This is a genomic window from Nakamurella sp. A5-74, assembly GCF_040438885.1.
Taxonomy (GTDB): Bacteria; Actinomycetota; Actinomycetes; order Mycobacteriales; family Nakamurellaceae; genus Nakamurella.
Genome location: NZ_CP159218.1, coordinates 3386249 through 3409933 on the forward strand (window position 1 = coordinate 3386249; position 23685 = coordinate 3409933).

The following is a 23685-nucleotide window of genomic DNA, read 5'->3' on the forward strand; positions in this document are numbered from 1 at the left end:
ATCCTGCGATGTCGCGACAGTTGCGGTGCGACCTGCCTACCCGGCGCCCAGCTGCACCGTCAGGGAGCGTGCAGCGGAACGACATCGCCGGTCGAGTCGATCGTGCCGAGGTAGGCGACGGTGCTCTCCCGGACCGCTGCCGTCGGCGGATGACCGAGCGGCGTGTCCCACATCTCGTAGCCGACGCTCACGTCGGGAGCAGCGGGACGCCGGCCGTCGGCCCAGGGCAGCCCGGTGTCGTCGAAGACCACCGCCGTCACCCCACCGCCCCAGGCCTTGTCCAGGGCAGCCAGCTTGGCCGCCGTCGGCGCTCGGAGTGCGACCGTGTCGACGCCGCAGAGGTTCTTGACCGTCACCTGGTAGTAGCCCATGACCGGGATCGGGCCGAGGACAGCAACCTTGTCGGTGGGCAACTGTGCGCAGATCTGTTGGACGAAGGCGAGCTGACCCTCGCCCTCGATGACGGGGAACATCGGCCGGGTGGTGAGCGCCGCCGGGACGATCACCGCGACCGCGGACAGTGCCAACGCCGCCGCGAAGATCGGCGTCGTGCGCTCCCGGAACCGTCGGGTGAGCGCGGTGGCGCCGACAGCCAGGCCCCAACCGAGCACCAGCAGGATCCCAGGGATGACGGCCGGCAGGAACCGGCGCATCGCCCACACCTGATCGGGGGTGATCTGGGCCCGCACCAGGTAGACCAACGAAAATCCCACCGGCGCGATCGCGACCAGCAGGTCACGGCGCCGACGGGCGATGATCTGCCACACCAGGACGACGGCACAGACCGCACCTGCGATCACCACCGCCCAGCCGAAGTACCAGGCCAACCAGTTGATCGTCTGCTCGTCGTAGGCGCGGGTCGGATCGATCGGCAGCCCCTGGCGCTGTTGACGGATCCGTACTTCCGTGGCGTACGGCTCGATGGTGTGCCGGCTGGTCAGGAACAACGGGCGCGCGGCGAGCACCACGACGACGAGACCGACCAGCGCGCTCACCACGGCGGCCAGGCGGCGGCGGTGGGAGGCGGTCCAGTCCCGCACGGCGGCAGGTAGCCAGCGGACGGTGATCGCGACCAGGGTGGCGAAACCCAGCGCGAGCCACAGGGCCAACGCCTGATCACGCAGGACGTGCAGGTAGTCGGGCGAGTTGAGCAACAGATCGGTCAACCCGAGCAGGGTGGTGGGGACCGCGCCGATACCGAACCAGAGCAGAGCCGCGCCCATCTCCTTGCGTCGCTCGCGCCCCACCGCCAGAGCGACACATGTCCCGATGCCGATGACGGCGCCGATCACCACCAGCAGGCCGTCGATCCGGGTCATCGCCGCCAGGCCGATCCCGATCCCGCCCAGCAGCCAGCCGCGACGGCCGCCGCCGCGGGCGCCCCACAGCAGGCCGAGCGCTCCGACCGACACGGCCAGCAGCGACAGCGGCTCGGTGTACGGCGCCCGGGAGAAGGCCATCAGCGGCATCGAGACTGCCAGTGCCGCCACCGGGATCAGTCCGAACAGCGGGCCGGCCAACCGTCGCGCGATCGTGTAGACGGCGACCAACGCGCCGGCCCCGATCAGCACGTTGGCCTGCAGCAACCAGGTGATCCCGCCGAGCCACCCGGCCACGGCGATCAACCCCGGGACGATCGTGGTGCTCTGCAGATAGCGCTCGGTCTTGCCGGTTTCCCCGCCCTGGTACAGCGACAGATCGGGGACCGCCTTGCGTAGGGGGAGGAAATCCTCGCTCAGGTCGGTGTTGGGCGACGCGTGGTCCATCAGCCAGATCCCGCGCAGCGTGTAGATCGACGGGTCGCGACGGATCGAGAGCAGCTGCGAGCTGTATCCGCGGTTCACCAGGAACCAACTAACCGCGACCAGCAGCACAAGCACGGTGCCGACCACCCACCACCGGTCTGCGACGACGCGGCGTGTCGGAATCGTCGGCAGGAGTGCGAGTGCGCCGACTGCGGCGACCACGAACAGCGGCGCGACCACCCACGGGTGGAACAGGCCGAGCTCGACCGGGATCGCCACCGCGACGATCGCCGCCAGCGCCAGGACCGCCAGGATGTCCGGTAGCCGGATCGCGAACGCGGCGAGCCTGCTGGTCCACCCTGCCCCGCGCGTCGTCCGTTCGACGGGCTCCGCCAGTGCAGGGCCAGCTGCGCCGGACGTCACCGGACGGCGGTGGCGGCTGCGGTGGTGGCCGCGGCTGCGGTGACGGCTGCTGCGTCGGCCACCCCGATGATGTACTGCCCGTACTTGGTGTTCGCCATCTCCTCGCCGAGCCTGCGACACTGGTCGGCGTCGATGAATCCCTGCCGCAGCGCGAGTTCCTCCAGGCAGGCCACCCGGATCCCCTGCCGCTGTTCCAGGACCTGGACGAACTGGCCGGCTTGCAGCAACGAGTCGTGGGTGCCGGTGTCCAGCCAGGCGAACCCGGCGCCCAGATCGACGAGCTCGGCGCGGCCCTCTGCCACGTACCGGTTGTTGAGGTCGGTGATCTCCAGCTCACCGCGGGCCGACGGTTGCAACGCGGCCGCCTTCGCGACCACGTCGTTCGCATAGAGGTACAACCCGGAGATGGCCAGGTTCGACTTCGGCTCGGCCGGCTTCTCCTCGATGCTGAGCAGTTTGCCGTCGGCGTCGACCACCCCGACGCCGTAGCGCTCGGGATCGGCCACCGAGTACCCGAACAGCACGCAGCCGTCGAGGCTCTCCGCTGCGCGGCGCAGGGTCTGCGAGAACCCGGCGCCGTAGAAGATGTTGTCGCCAAGCACGAGCATCACGGTGTCGGTACCGATGTGGTCGGCGCCGATGATGAACGCCTCGGCCAGGCCGTTGGGCTCCGCCTGCTTGGCGTAGGTGATGTTCATCCCCCAGGCGGACCCGTCCGCGAGCAGCCGGACGAAGGACGGCGCATCGTGCGGGGTGGTGATCACCAGCACGTCCCGGATGCCGGCCATCATCAGCACCGAGAGCGGGTAGTAGATCATCGGCTTGTCGTAGATCGGGACCAGTTGTTTGGACACCGCCCTGGTCAGCGGGTGCAAACGGGTTCCGGCGCCGCCGGCGAGCACGATTCCCTTCATGGGGCGAATCGTAGATCAGCCGCTCCGGCGTTCCCGACCGGCCGGTCCAGCTCCGGTAGCGTCTGGCCCCATGCCCATTGCTCGAACGCGCGCGTACCGGTGAGTGCCGTCCCGGCACCGACGGCCGGCGGCGCGACCGCGACGGGCTCGGCTCCGGTCCGCTCGCGGGGGATCCGCGGTCTGCTGCGGAGGCTGCCGAGGCTGCTCATCGACAGCCACGACGAGATCGATCGGCGACTGTCCTTCGGTGGCGTCCACGCCGGCGAGATGGCCGTCCCCTCCCCCGGCGCCCCGCTGCCGACCGTCCTGCTCGCCTGCCGGGCGGCCGATACCGCGACGGTGGCCTCGCTGGCTCGCGGCGGCGTCCGGCCGGCTGCGCGCAGTGGGTTCCGGCGGCTCTCGACGTCCGCCTTCCTGACCGCCCTGAAGGCCTACCGGCTGCGCAAGCACCTGCCGCGGTTGCTGCGGGCGGAGCGCGGACGGTGATCCCAGCGACCGTGACAGATGCGACCGCGACACAGGCAACCGCGACACAGGCGCAGACCCCGAGCCGCTGGGTGATCGACGGTCAGGTCCTGCAGACCGAGGCACGGCTGCGCGGGATGGGCCAGTACGCACTCGAGCTGCTCGTCGCCCTCGGCACCCGGAGCGATCTGGCGGTGACGGTCGTGCTGACCGACGCGCTGCCCGATGCGGCCGCCCGCGCCTCGCTCGCCGAGCGGGCGCCCGGCATCGAGATCGCCGTGCTGCCGTTGCTGCTGGACGACCTGGCCGGGGCCTCCCACCGGAAGCGGAACCTGGCAACCTGGGACACCTTCCTGCGCACGCGGACTGCCGATGGCGACCCGCTCGGGTTCCTGCTGCTGTCCCCGATGCAGGGGACGATCCTGCCGGTCATGCCGTCCCGCGTGGCCGGCGTCATTCGGTGGGCGCTGGTCTACGACCTCATCCCGCTGATGTTCCCGGAGCTGTACCTGCAGCACCCGGTGAAGCAGTCGGAGTACGAGCGGCGGCTGGGCAACATCCTGGTCGCTGACGGCGTCCTCACCATCTCCGCGACCGTGGCGAACGACGTCGTGCTCGGGCTCGGCATCGACGCGGACCGGATCGCCAGCATCGACGGCGCACCCATCCCGCACGCCGTCGGTCGCGCGTCCGTCCCCGGCCTGCGCGATGCGTACGTGCTGATGCCGACCGGCAACGACGTGCGCAAGAACAACGGCCGAGCGGTGGCGGCGTTCCGGGAGTTCGCGGCGACCGATCCCGACGTCCAGCTGGTGGTGACGTCCGACTTCACCGCGTCGCAGCGCGCCGCACTGGCGGGCGATCCGGCCGATCAGGTGTTGTTCACCGGCCCGGTGAGCGGCGAGCAGATGAACGAGCTGTACGCCGGCGCCACGGCCGTGCTCTTCCCTCCCGTCTACGAGGGGTTGGGGCTGCCCGTCCTGGAGGCGGTGGAGCGCAGGGTGCCGGTCGCCTGCTCCGACATCCCGGTGTTCCGGGAGATCACCGACGGCGGGGTCGCCTGGTTCGATCCGGAGTCCGTTCCGCAGATGGTGCAGGCGCTGCGTCGGGTGTGCGGACCCGACGCGCAGCGACCGCGGCTGACCGAGGACCAGCGCGGCGCCGTCCTGCGCCGGTTCAGCTGGCCCGAGGTCGCCGGGAGGTTCGTCAGCTGCACCTCGGACCTCGCGACCGCCCTGCTTCCGCCGGACCCGACGATCCCGTCGACCCGGCTGGAACTCGTCGGCCCCGACCCCGCGGACGACGCCCGAGCCGGCCGGATGCTGCTGGACGTCGTCGCCGAGGTGTCGCGTCAGGCCGACACCACGGTGCTGGTCGAAGCCGGCGGCGGCGACCTGGTCCGGCGAGCGCTCGGGGCCAGGGAACTGATCCGCGGGACCTCGCCGGACGACACCCGGACCCAGGTCCACCTGCTGTCGAGCTCGCCCGCCTGCGCGCTGACCCTGTTGCACGCGATGAGCGTCCCCGGCATCGCGGTGGTGCTGGACACCGATCTGAGCGGGCCCTGGCGAGAGCTCGAGGAGGTCGGGTTGCTGTCCGCCGGACGGATCGCGGGCGGCGAGCTGTTGCACGCGCAGGAGCCGAACGGCGTGCACCACCTGGCGTCCGTGCTGGCCACCGCGCGCTGGGTCGTCGTCTTCGACGAGGTGCGGGCGGGCTTACTGCGGGAGGCGTGCGAGACCTTCGGGGTCGACCAGCGGAAGGTGATCTGCGCCCCGGCGCCCGCTCCGCTGCTGTCGCACCCGGAGCTGGTGCGGCACGAGCGCGTGTCGGTGGAGGTCCGCGACGAGCTCACGACCGACGCCCGTATCGCCACCGGCCGGGCCGCCGAAGACACTGACCGGGCCGGTTCCCGGATCGCGCGCGCGGCGATCGCGCGCCTGGACCGCGCCGAACCGGTGACGGCGGCCAGGGTGCTCCGCCTCGGCGTCGTCCCGGCCACCACGGGGTCAGCGGCCGAGCTGGGCCTGCCCGACGACGTCGTCCTGCCCGCTGCCGAGATCGCCGCGGCACTGCGCGAACCCGACCGACTCGATGCGCTCGCCGCCGCCGGATCAGCGCAGCTGCCGACCCATCGGCCAGTCGTCTTCGCCGCCCTCCTGGTGGAGCTCGCGAACACGCCCACCCCCACGGTGGAACCGGGCGCCGGTGGGGTGTGGGACTCGGCGCAGGACTCGGCGCAGGACTCGATGGTGCGGGATCCGGCGGCCGCGCGCTCGGGAGCCACCGTCCCGGGAGGGACTGATGCGGGAGTCAGCGATGCGGGAGCCACCGACGCAGGAACCACCGACGCAGGAACCACCGACGCAGGAACCACCGACGCAGGAACCACCGACGCGGGAGCCACCGACGCGGGAACCATCGACCTGACCGTCGTGCTGGAGTCACCACAGGAGGGGGCGCCCAGCGTCGACCGGTGCGGACGGATGCTCGTCACCGAACTGCGAGAGCTGCCCGCGCAGGTGCGCCTGCATCCCGTCCAGCTGCGGATGCCGTCGGTGGCCCGCTCGCTGCCGGTGATCGGGCGCCGGCACCTCGCGCTCAACCTCGACCGGGTGGTGGCCCGCTACCCGGTGGCGATCGGCCAGTTGCTCCGCGCGGATCGGGTCGGCGACGGTGCGGGGTTCTTCCACCTCGCCGACCACGTCTACGCGCACCTCGTCGGACGGCTACCGGCGGCCCGGACCGGTGTCTACTGCCACGACCTCGACGGATTCGCACCCGTACTGGATCCCGACGAGCGGGCACATCCACTCACCCGCATCCTGGCCAGGGACGCCCTGCGAGGCCTCGCCGAAGCGGCGCTGGTGTTCCACTCCACCCGTACCGTCGGCGAGCAGCTGACTGCCACCGGCCTGATCGATCCGGGCCGGCTGGTGCTCGCCCCGTTGGGTGCTGCCGCGGTCTTCGACGTCGCCGCCGACCACGCCCCTGATGCCCGGCGGGACGCGATCACCGGCGGTCATCCGTACCTGCTGCACGTCGGGAGTGACATCCCCCGCAAGCGGCTGGACGTGCTGGTGGAGACCTTCGCCCGGCTGCTTCCGACGTTCCCTGGCCTGGTGCTCGTGCAGGTGGGTGCGGCGACACTGCCGACGAGCGGAGCGTCTCCGCGCACGAACGGGCTGCCGACGGACGCGGTGCTCCGGCCGCGCGACGTGGACGACGCGCTGCTCGCGTCCTTCTACCGGGGTGCCCAGCTGGTGCTGGTGCCGAGCGAGGCGGAGGGATTCGGGATGCCGGTCGTCGAGGCCCTGCGCTGCGGCAGCATCGTGCTGGCCTCGGACCTCCCGGTGTTCCGGGAGATCGCCGGTGACGCGATCCTCACTGCTCCGGTCGGCGACGTGGAGGCCTTCGTCGCGACGGCGACCACGGTGCTACAGGATCCGTCGACCGCGCCGTCGCCCGCCGTTCGGGCAGCGGCAGCCCAGCCCTACACCTGGCGCCGTCATGCCTCGTCGATCCTGGACGCCTACCGGCGGTTGCACGCCGGCTGAGAGGTGCCTCATGGGCTCGATCGAGCCGGTCATGGCACCGCCGATCAGGACACCGCCGATCAGGACACCGCCGTCAGCAGATCCATCTGCTCGGCAGTCCAGATCTGATCAGCCCAGCCCAGCCCAGTTCAGCCCAGTTCCGTTCAGGCGACGGTGAACCAGTTCGAGTACAGCCCGAGCAGGGAGGCGATCTCATCACCGGAGATCGGGTCGGTGTATCGCCCGTCGGTCCCATAGAGCCGGACGCTGATCACCCGGCGATTACCGGAGTCCCTTTTCGTGACCCGCAGTTCCTTCAGATCGCCGATCTGCGAGCGGTACTTGTCCTGCAGCGGTGTGGTGGGCACCGTGGTCGTCCAGGAGTGGTAGATGTTGCCCGGCGCACGGGCGTCACCTGCGTCGGAGACCGCCGGGAACACCCCGCCCGCGGAGAACCCGCCGGTCGACGCGGAGAACTCTGTCTTGGCGATGGCGCCGGAGGAATTGACCAGCACCCTGCCGGTGGTGGCCGAGACCGCGCGGGTGGCGCGGTTGTCCTCGATCAGCCGGCCACCGGAGCCGGCACCGCCGTAGACCTGGCAGACCGCCGTGTCGCAGACCTTCGCGTACGGCCGGTGCGGCGGGGACGCCAGCGCGTAGGAACGGGCGACGACCGCCTGCGCCTGCAACGCCTGGAACCCGCGGCCGCCGGCGGCGTCACCCCACGAGGCAGGCATCTCGCGCGGGACGACGCCGCGCAAGTAGTCATCCACGCCGACCGAGTTGATCAGCCGACGGCCGGGGTTGGTGGCGTCGACCGACCGGTACGTCAGCGATCCGCGGTAGGCCTTCAGGACGCTGCCGGCGCAGACGTTGAGCATCTTGCTGACGTCAGCGCCCGGAGCGACGACCGACGAGGTGACGAGCGCCGCTCCGGAATCGATCCGGGCCAGCGGCGACACCGACGTCGAGGTGCAGCTGCTGGTCGAGGAGACGGTGACGGCTCTCGTCGTCGCGGAGTACTGCAGGACGGCGACCTTGCCGGCCGGGAACCCCACTCCGCCGGCACGGAAGGAGGCGTGCGGCGAGGTGATCCGGACGTTGACGCCGTCCCAGGCAGTGAGCCGGACGGTGATCTTCTGCGACGCTGCGGCAACCGGGCTGGTGACCAGTCGGGTCCCCCCGTAGAAACGCGCCAGGATCTTGGAGGCCGGGTAGGCGTACGCGACGGCATAGCCGTAGGCGCCGTACTGACCCATGCCGCGGCCATGGCCGAAGCCGTGGCCGGTCAGGGTGATCCGGCTGAGTGCCGCGACTGCGGTCGACGAGGCTGCCGGCGCAGCGTGGGCCGCTGCCGGTGCGGGCGCTGCCTGGGCCGGTGCGGCGAGCAGACCGGAGATGAAGGCCAGACCGAGCGCTGCTGCAGTCCCGGCCCGACGTCCGAGCTGCCGGTGGCCCTTCGCCGGGAGATCGGCGGACCGAGCGGTCGCAGCGGTCGCAGCGGAGGAAACGTACGGACCTGCAAGCGTGCTGAACAAGAAATCCCCCAAAGATGAGTGGAGCGGAACAGAGCAGAGCTGGACGGGCGGTGCTCGATCGCGCGGTACGGGATCGAGCGGTACGCACCGGGTGGTGCTGCATCAAGCAGTGCTGCATCGAGCAGTACTGCATCGAGCAGTACTGAACGACAACGGACGCCGCGTCACACGTGTCGCGGACGGACGCCGACTGCCACCCACCCTGCAGCAATTGTGTGGTCCGGGCAACTTGTTCGGACGGGCCGAGGTGATGCGCCGCCCTCGGCTACAGAGGCGTGCGGCACTGTGCGGGAATCAGTCGGTCGCGCTGACCGTCTCCCCCGACCGCCGTGACGGCACGCCGAACGCGACCCGGTGGGCCGCGAAGGCCCGCTCGAAGGCCTGCTCCCAGTGCGGCAACGGGGTCAGACCGGCAGCGATCCACGACGTGTTCGACAGTACCGAGTACGCGGGGCGAGCGGCGGGCGAAGGACGGTCGGCCGAGCTGATCGGCTGGACCCGTTGGGGGTCGACCCCGACCGCGGCGAAGATCGTCCTGGCGAACTCGAACCAGGTGGTCTCCCCGGTGGACGTCCCGTGCAGGACGCGCCCGTCCGACCGGTCCGGCTCGGCGGCAGCAAGTTGCAGTAGGCCGACGGCCAGGTCGGCTGCGTGGGTGGGGGCGCCGCGTTGGTCGTCGATGACGGTGACGACGCCGTCGCCGAGCGCCAGTCGCACCATCGTGCGGACGAAGTTCGGTCCGGTCGCGCCGTACAACCAAGCAGTGCGCACCACCTGGCCGCGCGGGTTGCCCTGCAGCACTGCCTGTTCGCCGGCGAGCTTGCTGGCGCCGTAGGCCCCGAGCGGGCCGGTGGGGTCGTCCGCCGCATAGGGCCGCGTCCCGTTGCCGGGAAAGACGTAGTCGGTGGAGACGTGCAGCAGCCGCAACCCGGCGGCCGCCGTGGCGGCAGCCAGGTGCGCGGGACCGTCGGCGTTGATCGCAAACGCCCGGTCCCGTTCGGTCTCGGCGGCATCGACGCCGGTGTGGGCTGCGGCGTTGATCACCACCGTGCGCGGATCCGCCGCGGCCGCGCGCGCCACCGCCTCGTGGACAGCCGCCGGGTCGGTGACGTCGAGCTCGGCCGACGAGTACGCCTGCACCGGCGTCCCGTTCGCCGCGGCGAGGCGGGCGAGATCCGACCCGAGCTGTCCTCTGGCCCCGGTGATCAGCACGGTTCCGGCACGCGGCAGCTCGAGCGGCTCGAGCGTCTCGGACGCAGGCGCCGACGCGGCGTCGGGGGTGTTCGTCATGGACCCATTGTGAGCGTGCCGGCAGCCATGACAACAATCTGCAGGCGGCCGATCCGTCGGCCACATCAGAGGCGGCATGGGACGCGAGACCGGACACGCCTGCTCTCGGTCAGGAGAGTCCATGGCTGCGATCGCTACCCTGGGATCCGGACGAGCCACCACCGGCTGGTCGCAGCGCCCGGCGAACTGGGCCCCAACCGGTGGCCGCCGGGCCGCGGCGCAGTGCGCCGTCGCCCATCGGGCAGTCGGCTGTCCGGCAGAGAGGTTGCACCGCATGAGCACTCCCCGCGACGGGTCCTCCGGAGAACGGGGGCCGCGCAGGTTCGGGCCCTCCGCCGAGGATCCAGCGCGTGGCGCGGGCGACCCGTCCGGCCGTCCACGCACCGGTCCACCCGCCGGTGCCGACGCTTCCAGCCCCGCAGGTTCAGCAGGCCCCGCACGTCCCGCCCGTCCCGCAGGCATGGCCGGCCCCGCGGATCCTGTCGGCCCCGCCCGGTCCGCCGGCGCCGGCTCGGCAGGCCCGGGGCAACCCGTCTCTCCCCGCGCCCAGGGTCCTCGACCGGAGGCACCCCCACGTGGCGCCGCGCCCCAGCCCCCACCACCCGGTGGTCCGCCCGACCGTGGGCCTCAGATGCCGCCGCCGGGCCCGCGGGCCGGCGTCCAGCGCGACGTCGGTCGACCACCGTCCTCGCCAGGCGCCCGACCACCTGTCTCCCCGACTGCTGCATCCGCCGTTCCTGGGGGCGCCGTTCCTGGGGGCGCCGTTCCTGGGGGCGCCGTTCCTGGGGGCGCCGTTCCTGGGGATGCCAGTCAGGTGGGTCGCCGTCCGGTCCCGCCCGGGTCACTCCGCGCGGCGCTGCCCGTCGATCCCGCCCGGCCGGGCACCACCGACCGCAGCGGTGTCGCCGCCGGGCCCACCGCACTGACACCCGAACAGCCGGCCAGTGCTCGACCGCCGAGCAAGGCCTGGTCGGAACTGGACGATCGTCGTCCGGCCACCCGCATGATGCCCTCGGCCCCACCGGTCGCCGGCGGTCCGGGAGGTCCCGGAGGTCCCAGGGGGCCGGGTGGTCCCGGGGGGCCGGGCGGACCGCGTGGGCCGGTCCGGCTCGGCGGCGGCTCCGACGGACCTGACGACGGCTCGGGCCGACGACGCACCCCGGGCGGCATCCTCGCGTCCCGCATCGTGTCCACGATCGCCGCGGTCGCACTGTTGCTCGTCACCGGCATCGGCTACTTCGTGAACCAGGGCGGCACCTCCGACGCCCAGACGAATGCGACCCAGGTCGACAAGATCCCCGGCGGCGGGATCACCATCCTGCTGGTCGGGTCCGACTCCCGCTCGCATGCCGACGGCACCCCGCTGAACGCAGAGGAGCTCAAGCTGGTGTCGACCACGGAGAGCTCCGGAACCAACACCGACACCCTGATGCTGCTGCACATCCCGGCCGGCGGGGCACGGGCGACAGCTGTCTCCATCCCCCGTGACACCTGGATCGACGAGTCCGTCACCTCGACGGTGAAGGGCCCGTACTCGGACGGCAGCGAGGGTGAGTACAAGCCGAACAAGATCAACGCGTTCTACGGCACCGCGAAGACCTACTCCGCCCAGTACCTGACGTCGCAGGGCGTCACCGGGGCGGAGCGCGAGCGACGCTCCAGTGAGGCCGGCCGACAGATGCTGATCTCCGTCCTCAGCAAGTTCACCGGCATGTACATCGACCACTTCGCCGAGGTCAACCTGATCGCGTTCTACACGATCAGCACTGCGCTGCAAGGAGTTCCGGTCTGTCTGAAGGCGGCCGTCAGCGATTCGTTCTCCGGTGCCGACTTCCCGGCCGGACTCCAGGAGGTCGAGGGCACGTCAGCCCTGGCCTTCGTCCGACAGCGCCACGGTCTCCCCGGGGGTGATCTCGACCGGGTGCGACGCCAGCAGGCGTTCCTGTCCGGGGCGATCAAGAAGGTGCTGTCTGCGCCGACCACGATCCCCTCCCTGGCCGACGCCGCCCAACAATCCCTGGTGATGGACAAGGGCCTGGATCTGCTGACCCTCGGCCAGCAGATGCAGGCGCTCAGTGGCGGGCAGATCACCTTCGAGACGCTGCCGACCCACGGCGCGGCGGTCGATGCCGGCACCGACGCGTTGGCCGCCGACCCCGCCGAGGTGAAGGCCTTCTTCGCGAAGATCCGCGGCTCTGCGTCGTCAACCGGTGGCAGCAAGGGGGCCACCACCAGCGCAGCGGCGCAGAAGCTGACCGTCGACGTGCAGAACGGCACGATGACCGCCGCTCTCGGGAAGAGCGTCGCGGCAATCCTGGAGGGCAAGGGCATGACGGTCACCAAGCCGGCCGACCTGCCGGGCAAGAGCAACTCCAACCAGTTGGAGACCACCGAAGTGCGATATCCGTCCGGGGCGAAGGCGAATGCCGATGCCGTCGTCGCCGCCCTCGGTTTCGGCACCGCCACCCCGAGCGGGGACGTCGCTGCCGGACACGTGCTGGTCGTCGCCGGCAAGGATGCTCCGGCTCCGTCCGGCCTGCGGGCGGCACTGCCTGCCTTCGCTGGCGACGGCACTCCCGCCGTCGCGGGCGCCGCAGCACCTGTCGTTGTTCTCCCAGCTGCCGGCGCCGTGCCGGACAGTATCGACGGCGTTGCGTGCATCAACTGATGGCCTCCCCCTCCGAAGCGCACATCGGCGCCGGCAGTGTCACCGACGTGGTGCTCGGCCCGCTGCTGCGGGCAGATCTGCACGTTCCGCGGCTGGTCACCTACAGCCCCCTCGGTCGCACCGAGTTGTCGACGGCCTCGCTGGGGAACTGGTCGGCCAAGGTGGCGGGGTTGCTGCGCGACGAACTAGGGCTCAGCCCCGGATCGGTGGTGTCGGTGCGGACCGCCGATTTCTGGCAGAGCCTGCCGATCCTGTTGGGCTGCTGGTGGAACGGGGCTGTCGTGACACCCGACGACGATGCTGACGCTGCCGTGGCCTTCGTCGCCGACGGTGACGACGCGGTGGCCGACGACGTGTTCGTGGTCTCCGGACACCCGCTCGGCGCCCCGTCGCGGCAGGTGGCGGCACACCAGCGCGATTTCACCACTGCAGTGCTCGGACAGGCCGACAGATTCGACGCGCCACCGGCGGTCACCTCCGAGTCTGCGGCGCTGTCTGTTGATGGTCGGATCCGCAGTGTCGGCGAGGTGCTGGCCATCGCCCGCAGTTCGGCCGGCGCGTTCTGGAGCGGCATCAGAGTGGCAAGCACCGCACCGTGGACTCTGCCCGAGCCCGCCGTCGGACTGTTGCTGGGCACCTTGCTCGCCGACGGTGTCATCGTCCAGATCTCCGATCCTGCAGCAGATGTGGCCGCGATCGCCGCCACCGAACACTGCTCGGTGCAGTTCGCCGGCTGAGCCGACCGGATCCTGCATCGCCCGCTGCTCGGCGGTTCGCCGCTGTCAGCACAGCGTCTTCCCCTACACAGCCACCCAGATCGACGTGCGACGGCTCGGGCCGTCACGCTGGCGACGCGGGTCCTGCGAACCCGATCGCATCCGGCTCCTCGGCCTGCGACCATTGCGGTGTGGCCGACATCATCGAGTTCCCCGGGGAGCGAGCGGGATCACTCGAGCAGCGACTGCTCGTCGCGCAGGAAGCCCAGCTCCACGTGGTGGTCGGGCGGACGATCCCCGAATCCGACGACATCCTCGGTCATGTGGTGGCCGTCGGCGACGGCTGGGTCGCCATGGTCCGTCTGTCGGACCGGTTGTCGCCGGACGGCTGGACCTTCGTTCCGCTGGACGACGTGCATCAGGTGTCGGTGGATGCGGATCCCGACTGCTTTCCCAACCGCGCGCTGAGAGCACGCGGGCACTGGCCGCCGACGGTGCCTGACCGTCCGGAGCTGGGCTCGGTACGGAGCGCCATCGAAACAGCTGCTCGGAGCTCCCCGCTCGTCACACTGTTCAGGGAGCTCGAGAATCCCGACAGCTGTGTGATCGGAACGTTGGTGGACCTCGACGACGACCGGGTCGGGATGCGGTTGATCACCCCCGAAGCCGTCTGGGAGACGGACACCACCAGCTATGACCTCGACGACATCACTCGGGTGGAGTGCGGCGGCGGATACGAGGAAGCGTTGCACCTGGCTGTCGAGCTCCTTCCGTCGGCGCCAGGGCCGAGCGGGCACACCGTCCCTACCTGAGCAGGCTCCGCGCCATCACCAGGCGCTGCACCTGGTTGGTGCCCTCGTAGATCTGGGTGATCTTGGCGTCGCGCATCATCCGCTCGAGCGGGAAGTCGCGGGTGTAGCCGGCGCCGCCGAGCAGCTGGACCGCATCGGTGGTCACCTTCATCGCGACGTCCGAGGCGAAACACTTGGCGGCCGAGGCCAGGAAACCCTTGTTCGCGTCACCCCGCTCGGTGGCAGCAGCGGATTGGTAGACCAGGGTGCGGGCCGCCTCGATCTCCATCGCCATGTCCGCGACCATGAACTGCAGGGCCTGGAACTCGGCGATCACCTTGCCGAACTGCTTGCGCTCCTTCATGTATGCGATCGCGACGTCCAGCGCGCCCTGGGCGATCCCGACGGCCTGGGCGCCGATCGTCGGCCGCGTGTGGTCGAGCGTCAGCAATGCCGTCCGGAACCCGGTACCGGGTTCACCGATGATCCGGTCCCCAGGGATGCGGCACTGCTCGAAGTGGATCTCCCGGGTCGGTGATCCCTTGATCCCGAGCTTGCGCTCCTTCGTCCCGACGACGAACCCGGGATCGTCGGACTTCACCACGAACGCGGAGATGCCGTCGGCCTTCTTCGCCGCATCGGGGTCGGTCACGGCCATCACCGTGTACCAGGTGGACTCGCCGGCGTTCGTGATCCAGCACTTGGTGCCGGACAGCACCCAGTCGTCACCGTCGCGGACGGCGCGGGTACGCATCGCAGCAGCGTCAGAACCCGCTTCGCGCTCCGACAGCGCGTAGGAGATCATCGCCTCACCCGAAGCGATCGACGGCAGCACCTGCTGCTTGAGCTCCTCCGATCCGGACAGGATGACGGGCATCGAGCCCAGCTTGTTGACGGCCGGGATCAGCGAACTGGACGCGCAGACCCGCGCAACCTCCTCGATGACGATCACCGTGGCCACGGCGTCAGCTCCGGCCCCGTCGTATACCTCCGGAATGTGCACTGCGTTGAAACCCGAAGCGACCAAAGCCTTCTGGGCCTCGATCGGATAGCGCTCGTGCTCGTCGCACTCGGCGGCGAACGGCAGGATCTCCTTCTCGGAGATCTCGCGCACGGCCTCCCGGATGGCCCGGTGGTCTTCGGTGAGGGCGAACAGCTCTGCGGTCACGCGGTGCTCCTGTGCTCGGATCAGCCGATCATCACCGACCGGCGACCGGCCACGTTACCGGCCGGTAACCACGATCGTAGACCGGCCCGCTGGACCGGGCCCGGTGGTCCGCCCGGTCAGCCGCGCAGCAGTGGAACCCTGGAGCAGCGTCGGTGCGAGCACCTCCGGCGCCGAAGCTCACTCGCAGCCGATGCCGTCCCCGTCGCGATCGAGCGCCGAGCGGTAACCGGGATCGCCGGCCATCACCGGAGCGGCACCGGCAGCCCTGGCAGCCGAACAGTTCGCGTAGTACACCGAGCCGGTCTCCGCGAGGCCCTGCGCCGCGGCGGCGGCCGTCTCCGTCTGCACGGAGGTCTCGGTGACAGTCGTGGCGGGAGCCTGCACTGTGACGGTGGTCGGCGACGCGGTGACCCGGACAGTCTGCGGCGCGGCCGTGACGGTCTTCGTCTGCGTGATCGTCCGGGTCTGCGTGATCGTCCGGGTCTGCGTGATCGTCCGGGTCTGCGTGACCGTCTTCGAGATCGTCTTCATGGACGCCTTCGTGACCGGTTTCGTCTGGATCACCGTGGTGCGGACCGTCTTCACGGTCCCGGTGGACCCGGGGCGCACGTCAGCCACGGCCACCACATCGCTCTGCCTCACCGGAGCGTCCTCGGCATTGCTGCACGCCACGGCCAGAGGTGCGATGAGCACCACCAGCCCGGCCCACGCGGACAGGACTGCTCTTCGCTGCTGCGGCACGATTCCCCTTCGACGACCTTCGGTCCGCGACGGGGGTCATCCAGCACCGTCACATCACCATGCGGAGCAGACGATCACCCGTTCAGCCCAGTGGGCCGAGACGGTACGGCCGCTCGAGTCACCCGTCAAGCCCCTTCGAACACTCACCCGTGGGTGCAGATATCAGTCGAGCTGAGCCCGGAGCTTCGCGTCCTTCTCCAGCACCATCCGCTCGAGGTCGCGGGCGAAGGCTGCGAGCTTGCCGGTGAGCTCGGCGCCGAGAGCGTCCGGCGCGCTGGCCAACATCCGCACCGCGAGCAGACCGGCATTGCGCGCGCCGCCGACCGACACGGTGGCGACGGGGATGCCGGCCGGCATCTGGACGATCGACAGCAGCGAGTCCATCCCGTCCAGGTACTGCAGCGGTACCGGTACCCCGATCACCGGCAGGGTGGTGGCCGAGGCGATCATGCCCGGCAGGTGCGCTGCCCCACCGGCTCCGGCGATGATCACCCGGAACCCCTGTGCCGCAGCGCCTGTCGCATAGTCGAGCATCCGCTGAGGAGTGCGGTGCGCGGAGTACACACCGACCTCGAACGCCACGCCGAACTCGGTGAGCACGTCGGCCGCCGCGCTCATCACACCCCAGTCGGAGTCGCTTCCCATCACCAGCCCGACCGGCGCATCGGGCCGTTCCGCCGACGGTCCCGCCGATGCACCGTCCGGCGAGCCCACCGACGTTCCCGCCGGCGCACCGGCCGATGAATCGGTGGCTGAGCCAGCCGCTCCGGTCTCGATCCCACTCATCCCGACTCCTCATCGCGTTGCAGCTCGTGCGTCGGAAGCGTTGTGCCACCGTGGATTTCGTAACCGTCGGTCCAGACCCCGCTCCCCAACCAGTCCGCGCAGAGGCGGGCGATCCGGCGCAACTCCGGCACGGAGTCGGAGCCGTCCGCCGCCAGCCGGTCACCGCACACGTTGACGTGGCCGAGCTTGCGTCCCGGCCGGATTCCCTTGCCGTACCAGTGGATCTTCACCTGCGGGTAGCGGGCGGACAGGTGATGGATCCGCTCGTCGATGCCGATCCCCGCTCCGGGCCCGTCGTCCGGTCCGCCCAGCACGTTGCCCATCACGGTCACCTCGGCCCTGGATGCGGTGCTGCCCAACGGATAGTCCAGTACGGCCCGCAGATGCTGCTCGAACTGCGAGGTCACCGAACCGTCCATCGTCCAGTGCCCGGAGTTGTGCGGACGCATCGCCAACTCGTTGACCACCAGGCCGTCCGGGAAGGCGTCGCCGGCTTCCACCTCGAACAGCTCGACCGCGAGTACCCCGACCACATCGAGTTGCTCGGCGACGGTGGCTGCCAATCGGCTGGCCGCAGCCGACATCCTGTCGGACAGCCCGGGAGCGGGTGCGATCACCTCGACGCAGATCCCGTCCTCCTGCACGGTGTGCACCACCGGCCAGATCGCCGCCTGACCGAACGGGGAGCGCGCCAGCACGACGGCCAGTTCGCGTCGCAGTGGGACGAACTCCTCCAGCACCCAGGGAATGTCCGAGGACGGCCACTGGGGCGACTCCCCCGCCCGCACCACCCAGACGCCTCGCCCGTCGTACCCGCCGCGAGCCGTCTTCACCACGACCGGATCACCGCACGCGGCCCGGAACTCGACGATCGCCTCGGTGGGGTCGCCCTGCACCACGCGGAACGCGGGCACCGGCAGGCCGAGCTGCTGGAGCCGCTGCCGCATCAGGGCCTTGTCCTGCGCGAACTGCAGCGCATCCGGCCCCGGATGCACGAGCACCCCGTCTGCCTGCAGCGCCCGCAGGTGCTCGCCCGGGACGTGTTCGTGGTCGAAGGTCAGCACATCGCAGTCGGCGGCGAACCGGCGCAGCGCGTCCAGATCCGTGTGACCACCGAGCTGTACGTCCGGCGCGACCAGGGCAGCGGAATCATCCGCGTGCTGCGCCAGCACCCGCAGGCTCTGGCCGAGCGGGATGGCGGCCTGGTGGGTCATCCGGGCGAGTTGGCCGCCGCCGACCATTCCCACCCTGGGCAGTCCGGTACGAGAATCCACGACTGCGCAGCCTACGGGTGACTTCTTTCAGCGCCCCGACGACTCCAGCAGTTCCGCGGCCAACGCCGCCGTTCCCGGTAACGGTTCGATCCAGGCCCGCACCGTCGATCCGGCGCCGTGCCGGTCGCGATCGATCACCCGCTGTGCCAGCGATCGGCCCAGCTCGATCCGTCGGGCGAGCTCGGCATCCCGTCTGGCCAGGATGGCCATCGTCGTCTCGGAGACCACCGACAGCGTCTCGCCGGCGTCGAAGATGCCCCGCATGCCCTCGGCGAGCAGCATCATGGGCAGGTTCCGGCCGAGCCCGGACTGGGTCGATTCGATCCGCACCAGCACCAGGGCGACCTCATCCGGCTGCAGGCGCTTCGCGCCCAGTGCGCGGTAGACCTCGCCGAGCCGCACCTGCAGATAGCCGAGGCTGGTGAGTCCGGTGAGCGGATCGACGATCCCGATCGGGGGTGTCGACGTGCGCGCCGACCACCCCAACGAGACCGCTCGTCGCAACGCCTCGGCCATCTGTGTACTGACGAGCGATGCCAGCAGATCGATGTCGGCCAGGGCCTCACTGAGCGGGATGGAGGCGGCTGCCCGTTCGAAACCCAGACGCTCCGCCGCGGCCCACGGATCGCGGCCGTCGCCGAGCGCCTCGCACAGCGCATCCACCGATTGCAGGCGCCATTCCACCTCGGTGGCCCAGCCTTGGCCGGAGGCGAGTTCCCACCACTGTGCACGGAGCGAATCGCCGGCCACCGGAGGGGTTCCGGACGTCATGGGCGTCTCCTCTCTGGTCCTGCAGTGCCCACGTCGTACTCCATCACGCATTCCTCGGCCGGGCGCGGGCCGAGATCGACCCTGTCACGCCTGTACGACGAACGGAACACGTGACCGTCACGCCGCCGATGGCTGATTCACCCACCCGGGATGACGCGGATCCACCGGTAGCCACTGTGCCCGGAAGGGTGACACATCAGGCTTCCCCCGCGAACGAGGGTCCGAGCGGGTCGACTCACCTGTTCGGCGGATGTCCGGCCACGCGGAGGTGCGCAGGACCGACACCGGGTTCCGGGCCGGCAACAGGGATCTGACCAGGCACAATCAGCGTGCCGGCAGCCACGCCGGCGCTCCACCCCCGATCCACCCGGGGGCCTTCGCACAGGGCCGTCCGGGTGAGATGATCTCCGGGACATCGCAGCGGGAAGGAGGAAGCGCACCGTGACGGACCATCGGGATCTCGACCTCGCCGAATCCGGCTCGATGGGCCCCCCCGCCGGCGATCCCGAACTGATCACCAGGGTCAGGGGCGGCGACCGTCAGGCCTTCGCCGAGCTGTATCGCCGTCACGTCGGAGCGGCCACCAACCTGGCCAGGCAGATCGTTCCCGGCGCCGGCGCCGACGACCTGGTCTCCGAGGCCTTCGCCAGGGTGCTGGACGGGTTGCTCGAGGGCAAGGGCCCGGATGCCGCATTCCGCGCCTACGTCTTCACCACGGTGCGCAACACCGCCAACGACCGGTTCCGCCGCGACAAGCGGGTCACCTTCACCGACGACCAGACCGCGTTCGACTCCGCGGTCTCCGACCCCGACGTCGTGATGCTGCAGGCCGAGAACGGGATGGTCGGCCAGGCGTACCAGTCACTTCCCGAGCGTTGGCAGGCAGTGCTCTGGTACCTCACCGTCGAGGGCTACTCCCCAGCCAAGACGGGCGAACTGCTCGGGCTGAGCGCCAACGCGGTCACCTCGCTCGCCTTCCGGGCTCGCGAAGGTCTCCGCGAGGCCTACCTGCAGGCGCACCTGATGCAGACCGAAGCCGAGCAGTGCAGCTCGGTCGTGGGCAAGCTGGGCGCGTGGACCAGAGCCGGTCTGTCCCGTCGCGAGCGGATCGCGGTCGATGCCCATCTCGACTCCTGTCCCGACTGCCGCTCGTTGGCCTCCGAACTCGGACAGATCAACTCGGGCATGCGCGCGTTGTTGGCACCATTGCTGCTGGGTGGAGCCGCGCTGGCCTATCTGAAGCTGGTCGGACCGGCGACGGCGATCGCCAAGATCGGGCTCATCGGCACCGCAGCAGCCGGAACCGGCACCGCAGCCACCGGAGCCGGGAGCGGCGCAGCCGCCGGCACCTCGGTGGGCGCGACTACGTCCGGCACCGCAGCAACATCCGGCACCGCAGCAACATCCGGCACCGCAGCAACATCCGGCACCGCGGTCACGTCAGGCGCTGCAGCTACCTCCGGAACCACAGTGGCCGGCACGACGGCCGCGGCGGGAAGCGGCGGAACGGCCGTGGTCGGTACGGCCGCGGCGGGGACCACGGTCGGTGGAACCGCAGCCGTTGGCACCGCGGCGGTGGGTGCCGGCTCGAGCGCTGTCGCTGCCGGCGCTGCCGGAGCAGGTGCAGTAGGAGCAGGTGCAGTAGGAGCAGGCGCCGTAGGGGCAGGCGCCGCCGTAGGAGCAGGCGCGATCGGAGCAGGTGCGGTCGGAGCGGGGCTCGCCACCGGGACCGGCATCGGACTCGTGTCCGTCGGCGGGATCGGAGCAGGCCTCGCGGCGGTCGGTATCACCTCCGGCTTCAGCGGACTCGGGACGCTGCTGGTGGGTCTGCCCAAGACGGTGCTGGCGGTCGCCGGATCCACGATGAGCGGCGCGGCGGTCGCCGGCGCCGTACTCGCGGGTACCCCCACCCAGCTCCCGGCGCCGGACGTGGCAACACCCGCCCCGGTGGTCGTCGATTCGACCGTGCGCACCCCGCCGGCTCTTCCTGCAGCCACGAACGGCACCGTGGTGATCCGGACCTCGGCCCGCACCGCGGCGACGGCCAGGACCACCGCGCCGACGCCGACGCCGACGCCGACGCCGATCGAGCAGGTTCCGCTCCCGATCATCGAACCGGACCCGGAGGCAGCCCCGCAGACTTCGGCAGCCCCGGTCATTCCGGAGCCGGTCCCGCTGAACACCGAGACCGGCGTCGCCCCGACCACGAATCCTGCAGTCGGCACCACCGACGCGCCGACCGAACCCGGCGAGCCGACCACCACGCAGATCGACGCGACCCCGACCCCGACCCCGGCCACCGACCCGACCACCGACGCGACCCCGACCCCGACCCCGACTCCGACCACCGCCCCGACCACCGACGCGACCCCGGCCCCGACTCCGGCCCCGGCCCCGGCCCCGGCCACCGACGCGACCCCGACCCCGACTCCGACCACCGCCCCGACCACCGACCCGACTCCGACTCCGGCCCCGGCCCCGGCCCCGGCCACCGACGCGACCCCGACCCCGACCCCGACTCCGACTCCGACCACCGCCCCGACCACCGACGCGACCCCGACCCCGACTCCGACCACCGACCCGACCACCACCCACCCGGACCCGACGACCACGACGGATCCGCCCCCGGAGACCACGTCGGAAACCACAGCGACCACCACCAGCACGCCGCCGCCACCGCCGCCGCCCACCGAAGTGCTGCCGGTGCCGGCCCCCGTCATCACCTTCGACTCGGAGGTCGGGGTCGCGGCTGATCTCGGCGTCGGCACCGTCACCCTCGTGCAGGACATCAAGAACACCGGCACCGCGGATCTCACCGATGCCAAGCTCACGGCCCGATCAGACCTGCTGACGCCCGTGTCGGTCAGCGCGACGGTGACATCCGCGGCCAGGGTCAGGCGTGCGGTGGCGGTCGACGGCTGCACCGATGCCGGGTGCGCCCTCCCTGTCATCGGTGCGGGAGGAACTGCCACCGTCACGGTCACCCTTGCCCTGAAGACCACCGGAGTCGTCCAGCTGGAAGCGCTGCGTTCAGACACGCTCACTCTGACGGTGACGAGCGGGGATCTGACCCGGGCCACGTCGGTGGCGGTGGCACCCGCGGTGCCAACCATCACGCTCTCGCCGCTGACGGCCGGAGTGTCGGGAAACCTGGATGTGACCGTCACCGGCGCTGCGAGCTCCACATTGCCAGGCCGCATCGGTGTCGCCTGGAAGAGCGACCGCATCCTGCTGGCGAACATTCGCTCGGGATGCGACGCGTCCTCGGACTCGACGCTCGACTGCCCGGCCGACGTCACGATCACGGACGGCTTTCCCACCGCCACGGTGGAGGTCGCGGTCAACCCGTTGCCCGACGCCCGCCGCGACACCGCAACCATCAGCATCGGCAGGTTCACTGCGGAGCGGGACATCACGGTCGCTCCGAGATCCGTCCCGATCTCGCTGACCGGCCCGTTCCAGGTGAGCGCCACCGGAGCGGCACTCGACCAGGCGTGCCAGGGTGCTGCACCAGCCGGTCCGAAGGCACCGACAGCCTGCATGACCGACATTCCCGTGGGGGCCACGATCCTGTGGGCGGAGCTCGTCTGGAACTGGCGGACCGACCTGGTACCCGCCGACTCCGGCATCAGCCTGTTCTCCGGGGCCGACGCGACTGCAGGTACCCCGCTGACTCTGGGCCCACCATCGGGTCTGAAAACCGTCGATTCCGCCAAATACCGGACCGCACCGATCGTGCTCGACGATGGCGCGCGGGCAGCGCTGACTGCCGGAGAAGCAGCCCAGTTGGGTGTCAGCGCACCAGAGGGTGCCATCGGCGGCTGGACGGTCGTCGTGCTGTGGACCGACGCCTCCGTCTCGAGCCCGGCAACCGTTCAGGTCGACGACTCCCTGGACGTCGTCCGGGTGGACCACACGATCGCCCAGGTCCCCGGCACCACAGCCTCGCTGTTCGATCTCGGGGCTCCGCAGCCGACGAGCTGGCTGCGCAGCTGGTACGACGCCGTGGGAGGCCTGATCGTTGAGGTCGTACAGCTCACCGACGGTGCGGGGCTGTCGTCCGCGGACGACGTCGTCACCTGGTCGACCAACGACGACACTGCGCGAGGACTGGTGGTCGGCCCGGTCATCACCCCGCGCTGACCCGCTGACCCGAGTACACGCCTGCACACCCCAGCGCCTGATCCATGGGTCGCCCGTCAGGTCGGACGCCCGGCTCCACCGAGACTTCCGTTCGCCGGAGGTCCGCCCGTCCCGATGCGTAGACTCGCCCGGTGCCGCTCATCGAAACCGTCCGTCGACACCTGCCGCCGAAGTATCGGGAGCTGGCCAAGTTCCTGGTGGTGGGCGGCACCGCCTGGATCGTCGACACCGGCATCTTCACCCTGCTCTCGCACACCATCCTGGCCGAGAAGGTCATCACCGCGAAGATCATCTCGATCCTGGTGTCCACGGTGCTGTCGTACGTCCTGAACCGTGAGTGGTCCTTCAGCAGCCGGGGCGGACGCGAACGCCGGCACGAGGCGGCGCTGTTCTTCGTCGTCAACGGGTTGGCACTGGCCATCAACCTCGTCCCGCTGGCCTTGTCCCGCTACGCCTTCGGATTCAACCTGGCGAACCACCCGCAGTGGGTCGTCACCTTCGCGGACTTCATCTCCGCCAACGTGATCGGCACCCTGGTGGGCATGGTGTTCCGCTACTGGGCGTACCGGCGCTACGTCTTCCCGGAGGACTTCTCCGAGAACGCGGAGACGGTCGATCCCGACGCGCCGGACGTCGCCGCCCCCGTCCGCTGAGCGACCACGCAGCCGAGGCCTGACGACGGTCACCTCCGCGAACCACCAGCCCAACCGACCGAC

General features: G+C 70.6%; 16 protein-coding genes. 7 read left to right on the forward strand and 9 right to left on the reverse strand.

What is annotated here, in order from left to right; genetic code table 11:
- Positions 1–59: 59 nt before the first annotated feature.
- Positions 60–2168 (reverse strand): hypothetical protein, encoded by a 2109-nt coding sequence (locus tag ABLG96_RS15635; RefSeq protein WP_353648268.1) that lies wholly within the window; start codon positions 2166–2168, stop codon positions 60–62.
- The gene (gene rfbA, locus ABLG96_RS15640) at positions 2165–3082 is read right to left on the reverse strand and encodes a glucose-1-phosphate thymidylyltransferase RfbA (protein WP_353648269.1); all 918 of its coding nucleotides are present in this window, start codon (positions 3080–3082) and stop codon (positions 2165–2167) included. The genes ABLG96_RS15635 and rfbA overlap by 4 nt, the downstream gene beginning before the upstream one ends.
- 99 nt (positions 3083–3181) lie before the next feature.
- Here rfbA and ABLG96_RS15645 point away from each other — a divergent pair, with 99 nt between their 5' ends.
- On the forward strand, positions 3182–3568 hold the full coding sequence (locus tag ABLG96_RS15645; protein ID WP_353648270.1) for a hypothetical protein: 387 nt from the start codon (positions 3182–3184) through the stop codon (positions 3566–3568).
- A gap of 11 nt (positions 3569–3579) precedes the next feature.
- Positions 3580–7104, forward strand: a complete 3525-nt coding sequence (locus ABLG96_RS15650) for a glycosyltransferase (protein WP_353648271.1) — start codon at positions 3580–3582, stop codon at positions 7102–7104.
- A gap of 143 nt (positions 7105–7247) precedes the next feature.
- Here the strand turns inward: ABLG96_RS15650 and ABLG96_RS15655 are convergent, their stop codons facing one another.
- Positions 7248–8621, reverse strand: coding sequence for a SpoIID/LytB domain-containing protein (locus tag ABLG96_RS15655; RefSeq protein WP_353648272.1), 1374 nt, complete (start codon positions 8619–8621; stop codon positions 7248–7250).
- 294 nt (positions 8622–8915) lie between these two features.
- A complete protein-coding gene (rfbD, locus tag ABLG96_RS15660; protein ID WP_353648273.1) occupies positions 8916–9911 on the reverse strand; it encodes a dTDP-4-dehydrorhamnose reductase in 996 nt (331 codons plus the stop codon).
- An 814-nt stretch (positions 9912–10725) separates the two neighbouring features.
- Here rfbD and ABLG96_RS15665 point away from each other — a divergent pair.
- The 3 genes from ABLG96_RS15665 (at position 10726) to ABLG96_RS15675 (ending at position 14107) form a co-directional block, all read left to right on the forward strand.
- The gene (locus ABLG96_RS15665; RefSeq protein WP_353648274.1) at positions 10726–12579 is read left to right on the forward strand and encodes an LCP family protein; all 1854 of its coding nucleotides are present in this window, start codon (positions 10726–10728) and stop codon (positions 12577–12579) included.
- Entirely contained in the window at positions 12579–13316 is a 738-nt protein-coding gene (locus tag ABLG96_RS15670; protein WP_353648275.1) for a TIGR03089 family protein, read from the forward strand. The genes ABLG96_RS15665 and ABLG96_RS15670 overlap by 1 nt, the downstream gene beginning before the upstream one ends.
- 170 nt (positions 13317–13486) lie before the next feature.
- The gene (locus tag ABLG96_RS15675; RefSeq protein ID WP_353648276.1) at positions 13487–14107 is read left to right on the forward strand and encodes a hypothetical protein; all 621 of its coding nucleotides are present in this window, start codon (positions 13487–13489) and stop codon (positions 14105–14107) included.
- Here ABLG96_RS15675 and ABLG96_RS15680 read toward each other — a convergent pair.
- From ABLG96_RS15680 to ABLG96_RS15700, 5 genes are all read right to left on the reverse strand, one after another.
- Positions 14100–15242 carry an acyl-CoA dehydrogenase family protein gene (locus tag ABLG96_RS15680; RefSeq protein WP_353651537.1) on the reverse strand — a complete coding sequence of 381 codons (1143 nt, stop codon included), beginning with the start codon at positions 15240–15242 and terminating at the stop codon, positions 14100–14102. The genes ABLG96_RS15675 and ABLG96_RS15680 overlap by 8 nt on opposite strands.
- A 189-nt stretch (positions 15243–15431) precedes the next feature.
- Entirely contained in the window at positions 15432–15995 is a 564-nt protein-coding gene (locus ABLG96_RS15685; protein ID WP_353648277.1) for an excalibur calcium-binding domain-containing protein, read from the reverse strand.
- A 162-nt stretch (positions 15996–16157) separates the two neighbouring features.
- The gene (gene purE / locus ABLG96_RS15690) at positions 16158–16640 is read right to left on the reverse strand and encodes a 5-(carboxyamino)imidazole ribonucleotide mutase (protein ID WP_353651538.1); all 483 of its coding nucleotides are present in this window, start codon (positions 16638–16640) and stop codon (positions 16158–16160) included.
- Positions 16641–16777: 137 nt separating this feature from the next.
- Positions 16778–18055, reverse strand: coding sequence for a 5-(carboxyamino)imidazole ribonucleotide synthase (locus tag ABLG96_RS15695; RefSeq protein ID WP_353648278.1), 1278 nt, complete (start codon positions 18053–18055; stop codon positions 16778–16780).
- Between the two features lie 27 nt (positions 18056–18082).
- Positions 18083–18826 carry a hypothetical protein gene (locus tag ABLG96_RS15700; protein WP_353648279.1) on the reverse strand — a complete coding sequence of 248 codons (744 nt, stop codon included), beginning with the start codon at positions 18824–18826 and terminating at the stop codon, positions 18083–18085.
- 441 nt (positions 18827–19267) lie between these two features.
- Here ABLG96_RS15700 and ABLG96_RS15705 point away from each other — a divergent pair, with 441 nt between their 5' ends.
- Both ABLG96_RS15705 and ABLG96_RS15710 read left to right on the forward strand, forming a co-directional pair.
- Positions 19268–22969, forward strand: coding sequence for a sigma-70 family RNA polymerase sigma factor (locus ABLG96_RS15705; protein ID WP_353648280.1), 3702 nt, complete (start codon positions 19268–19270; stop codon positions 22967–22969).
- 131 nt (positions 22970–23100) lie between these two features.
- Positions 23101–23622, forward strand: a complete 522-nt coding sequence (locus ABLG96_RS15710) for a GtrA family protein (RefSeq protein ID WP_353648281.1) — start codon at positions 23101–23103, stop codon at positions 23620–23622.
- The last annotated feature ends 63 nt before the right edge of the window (positions 23623–23685 follow it).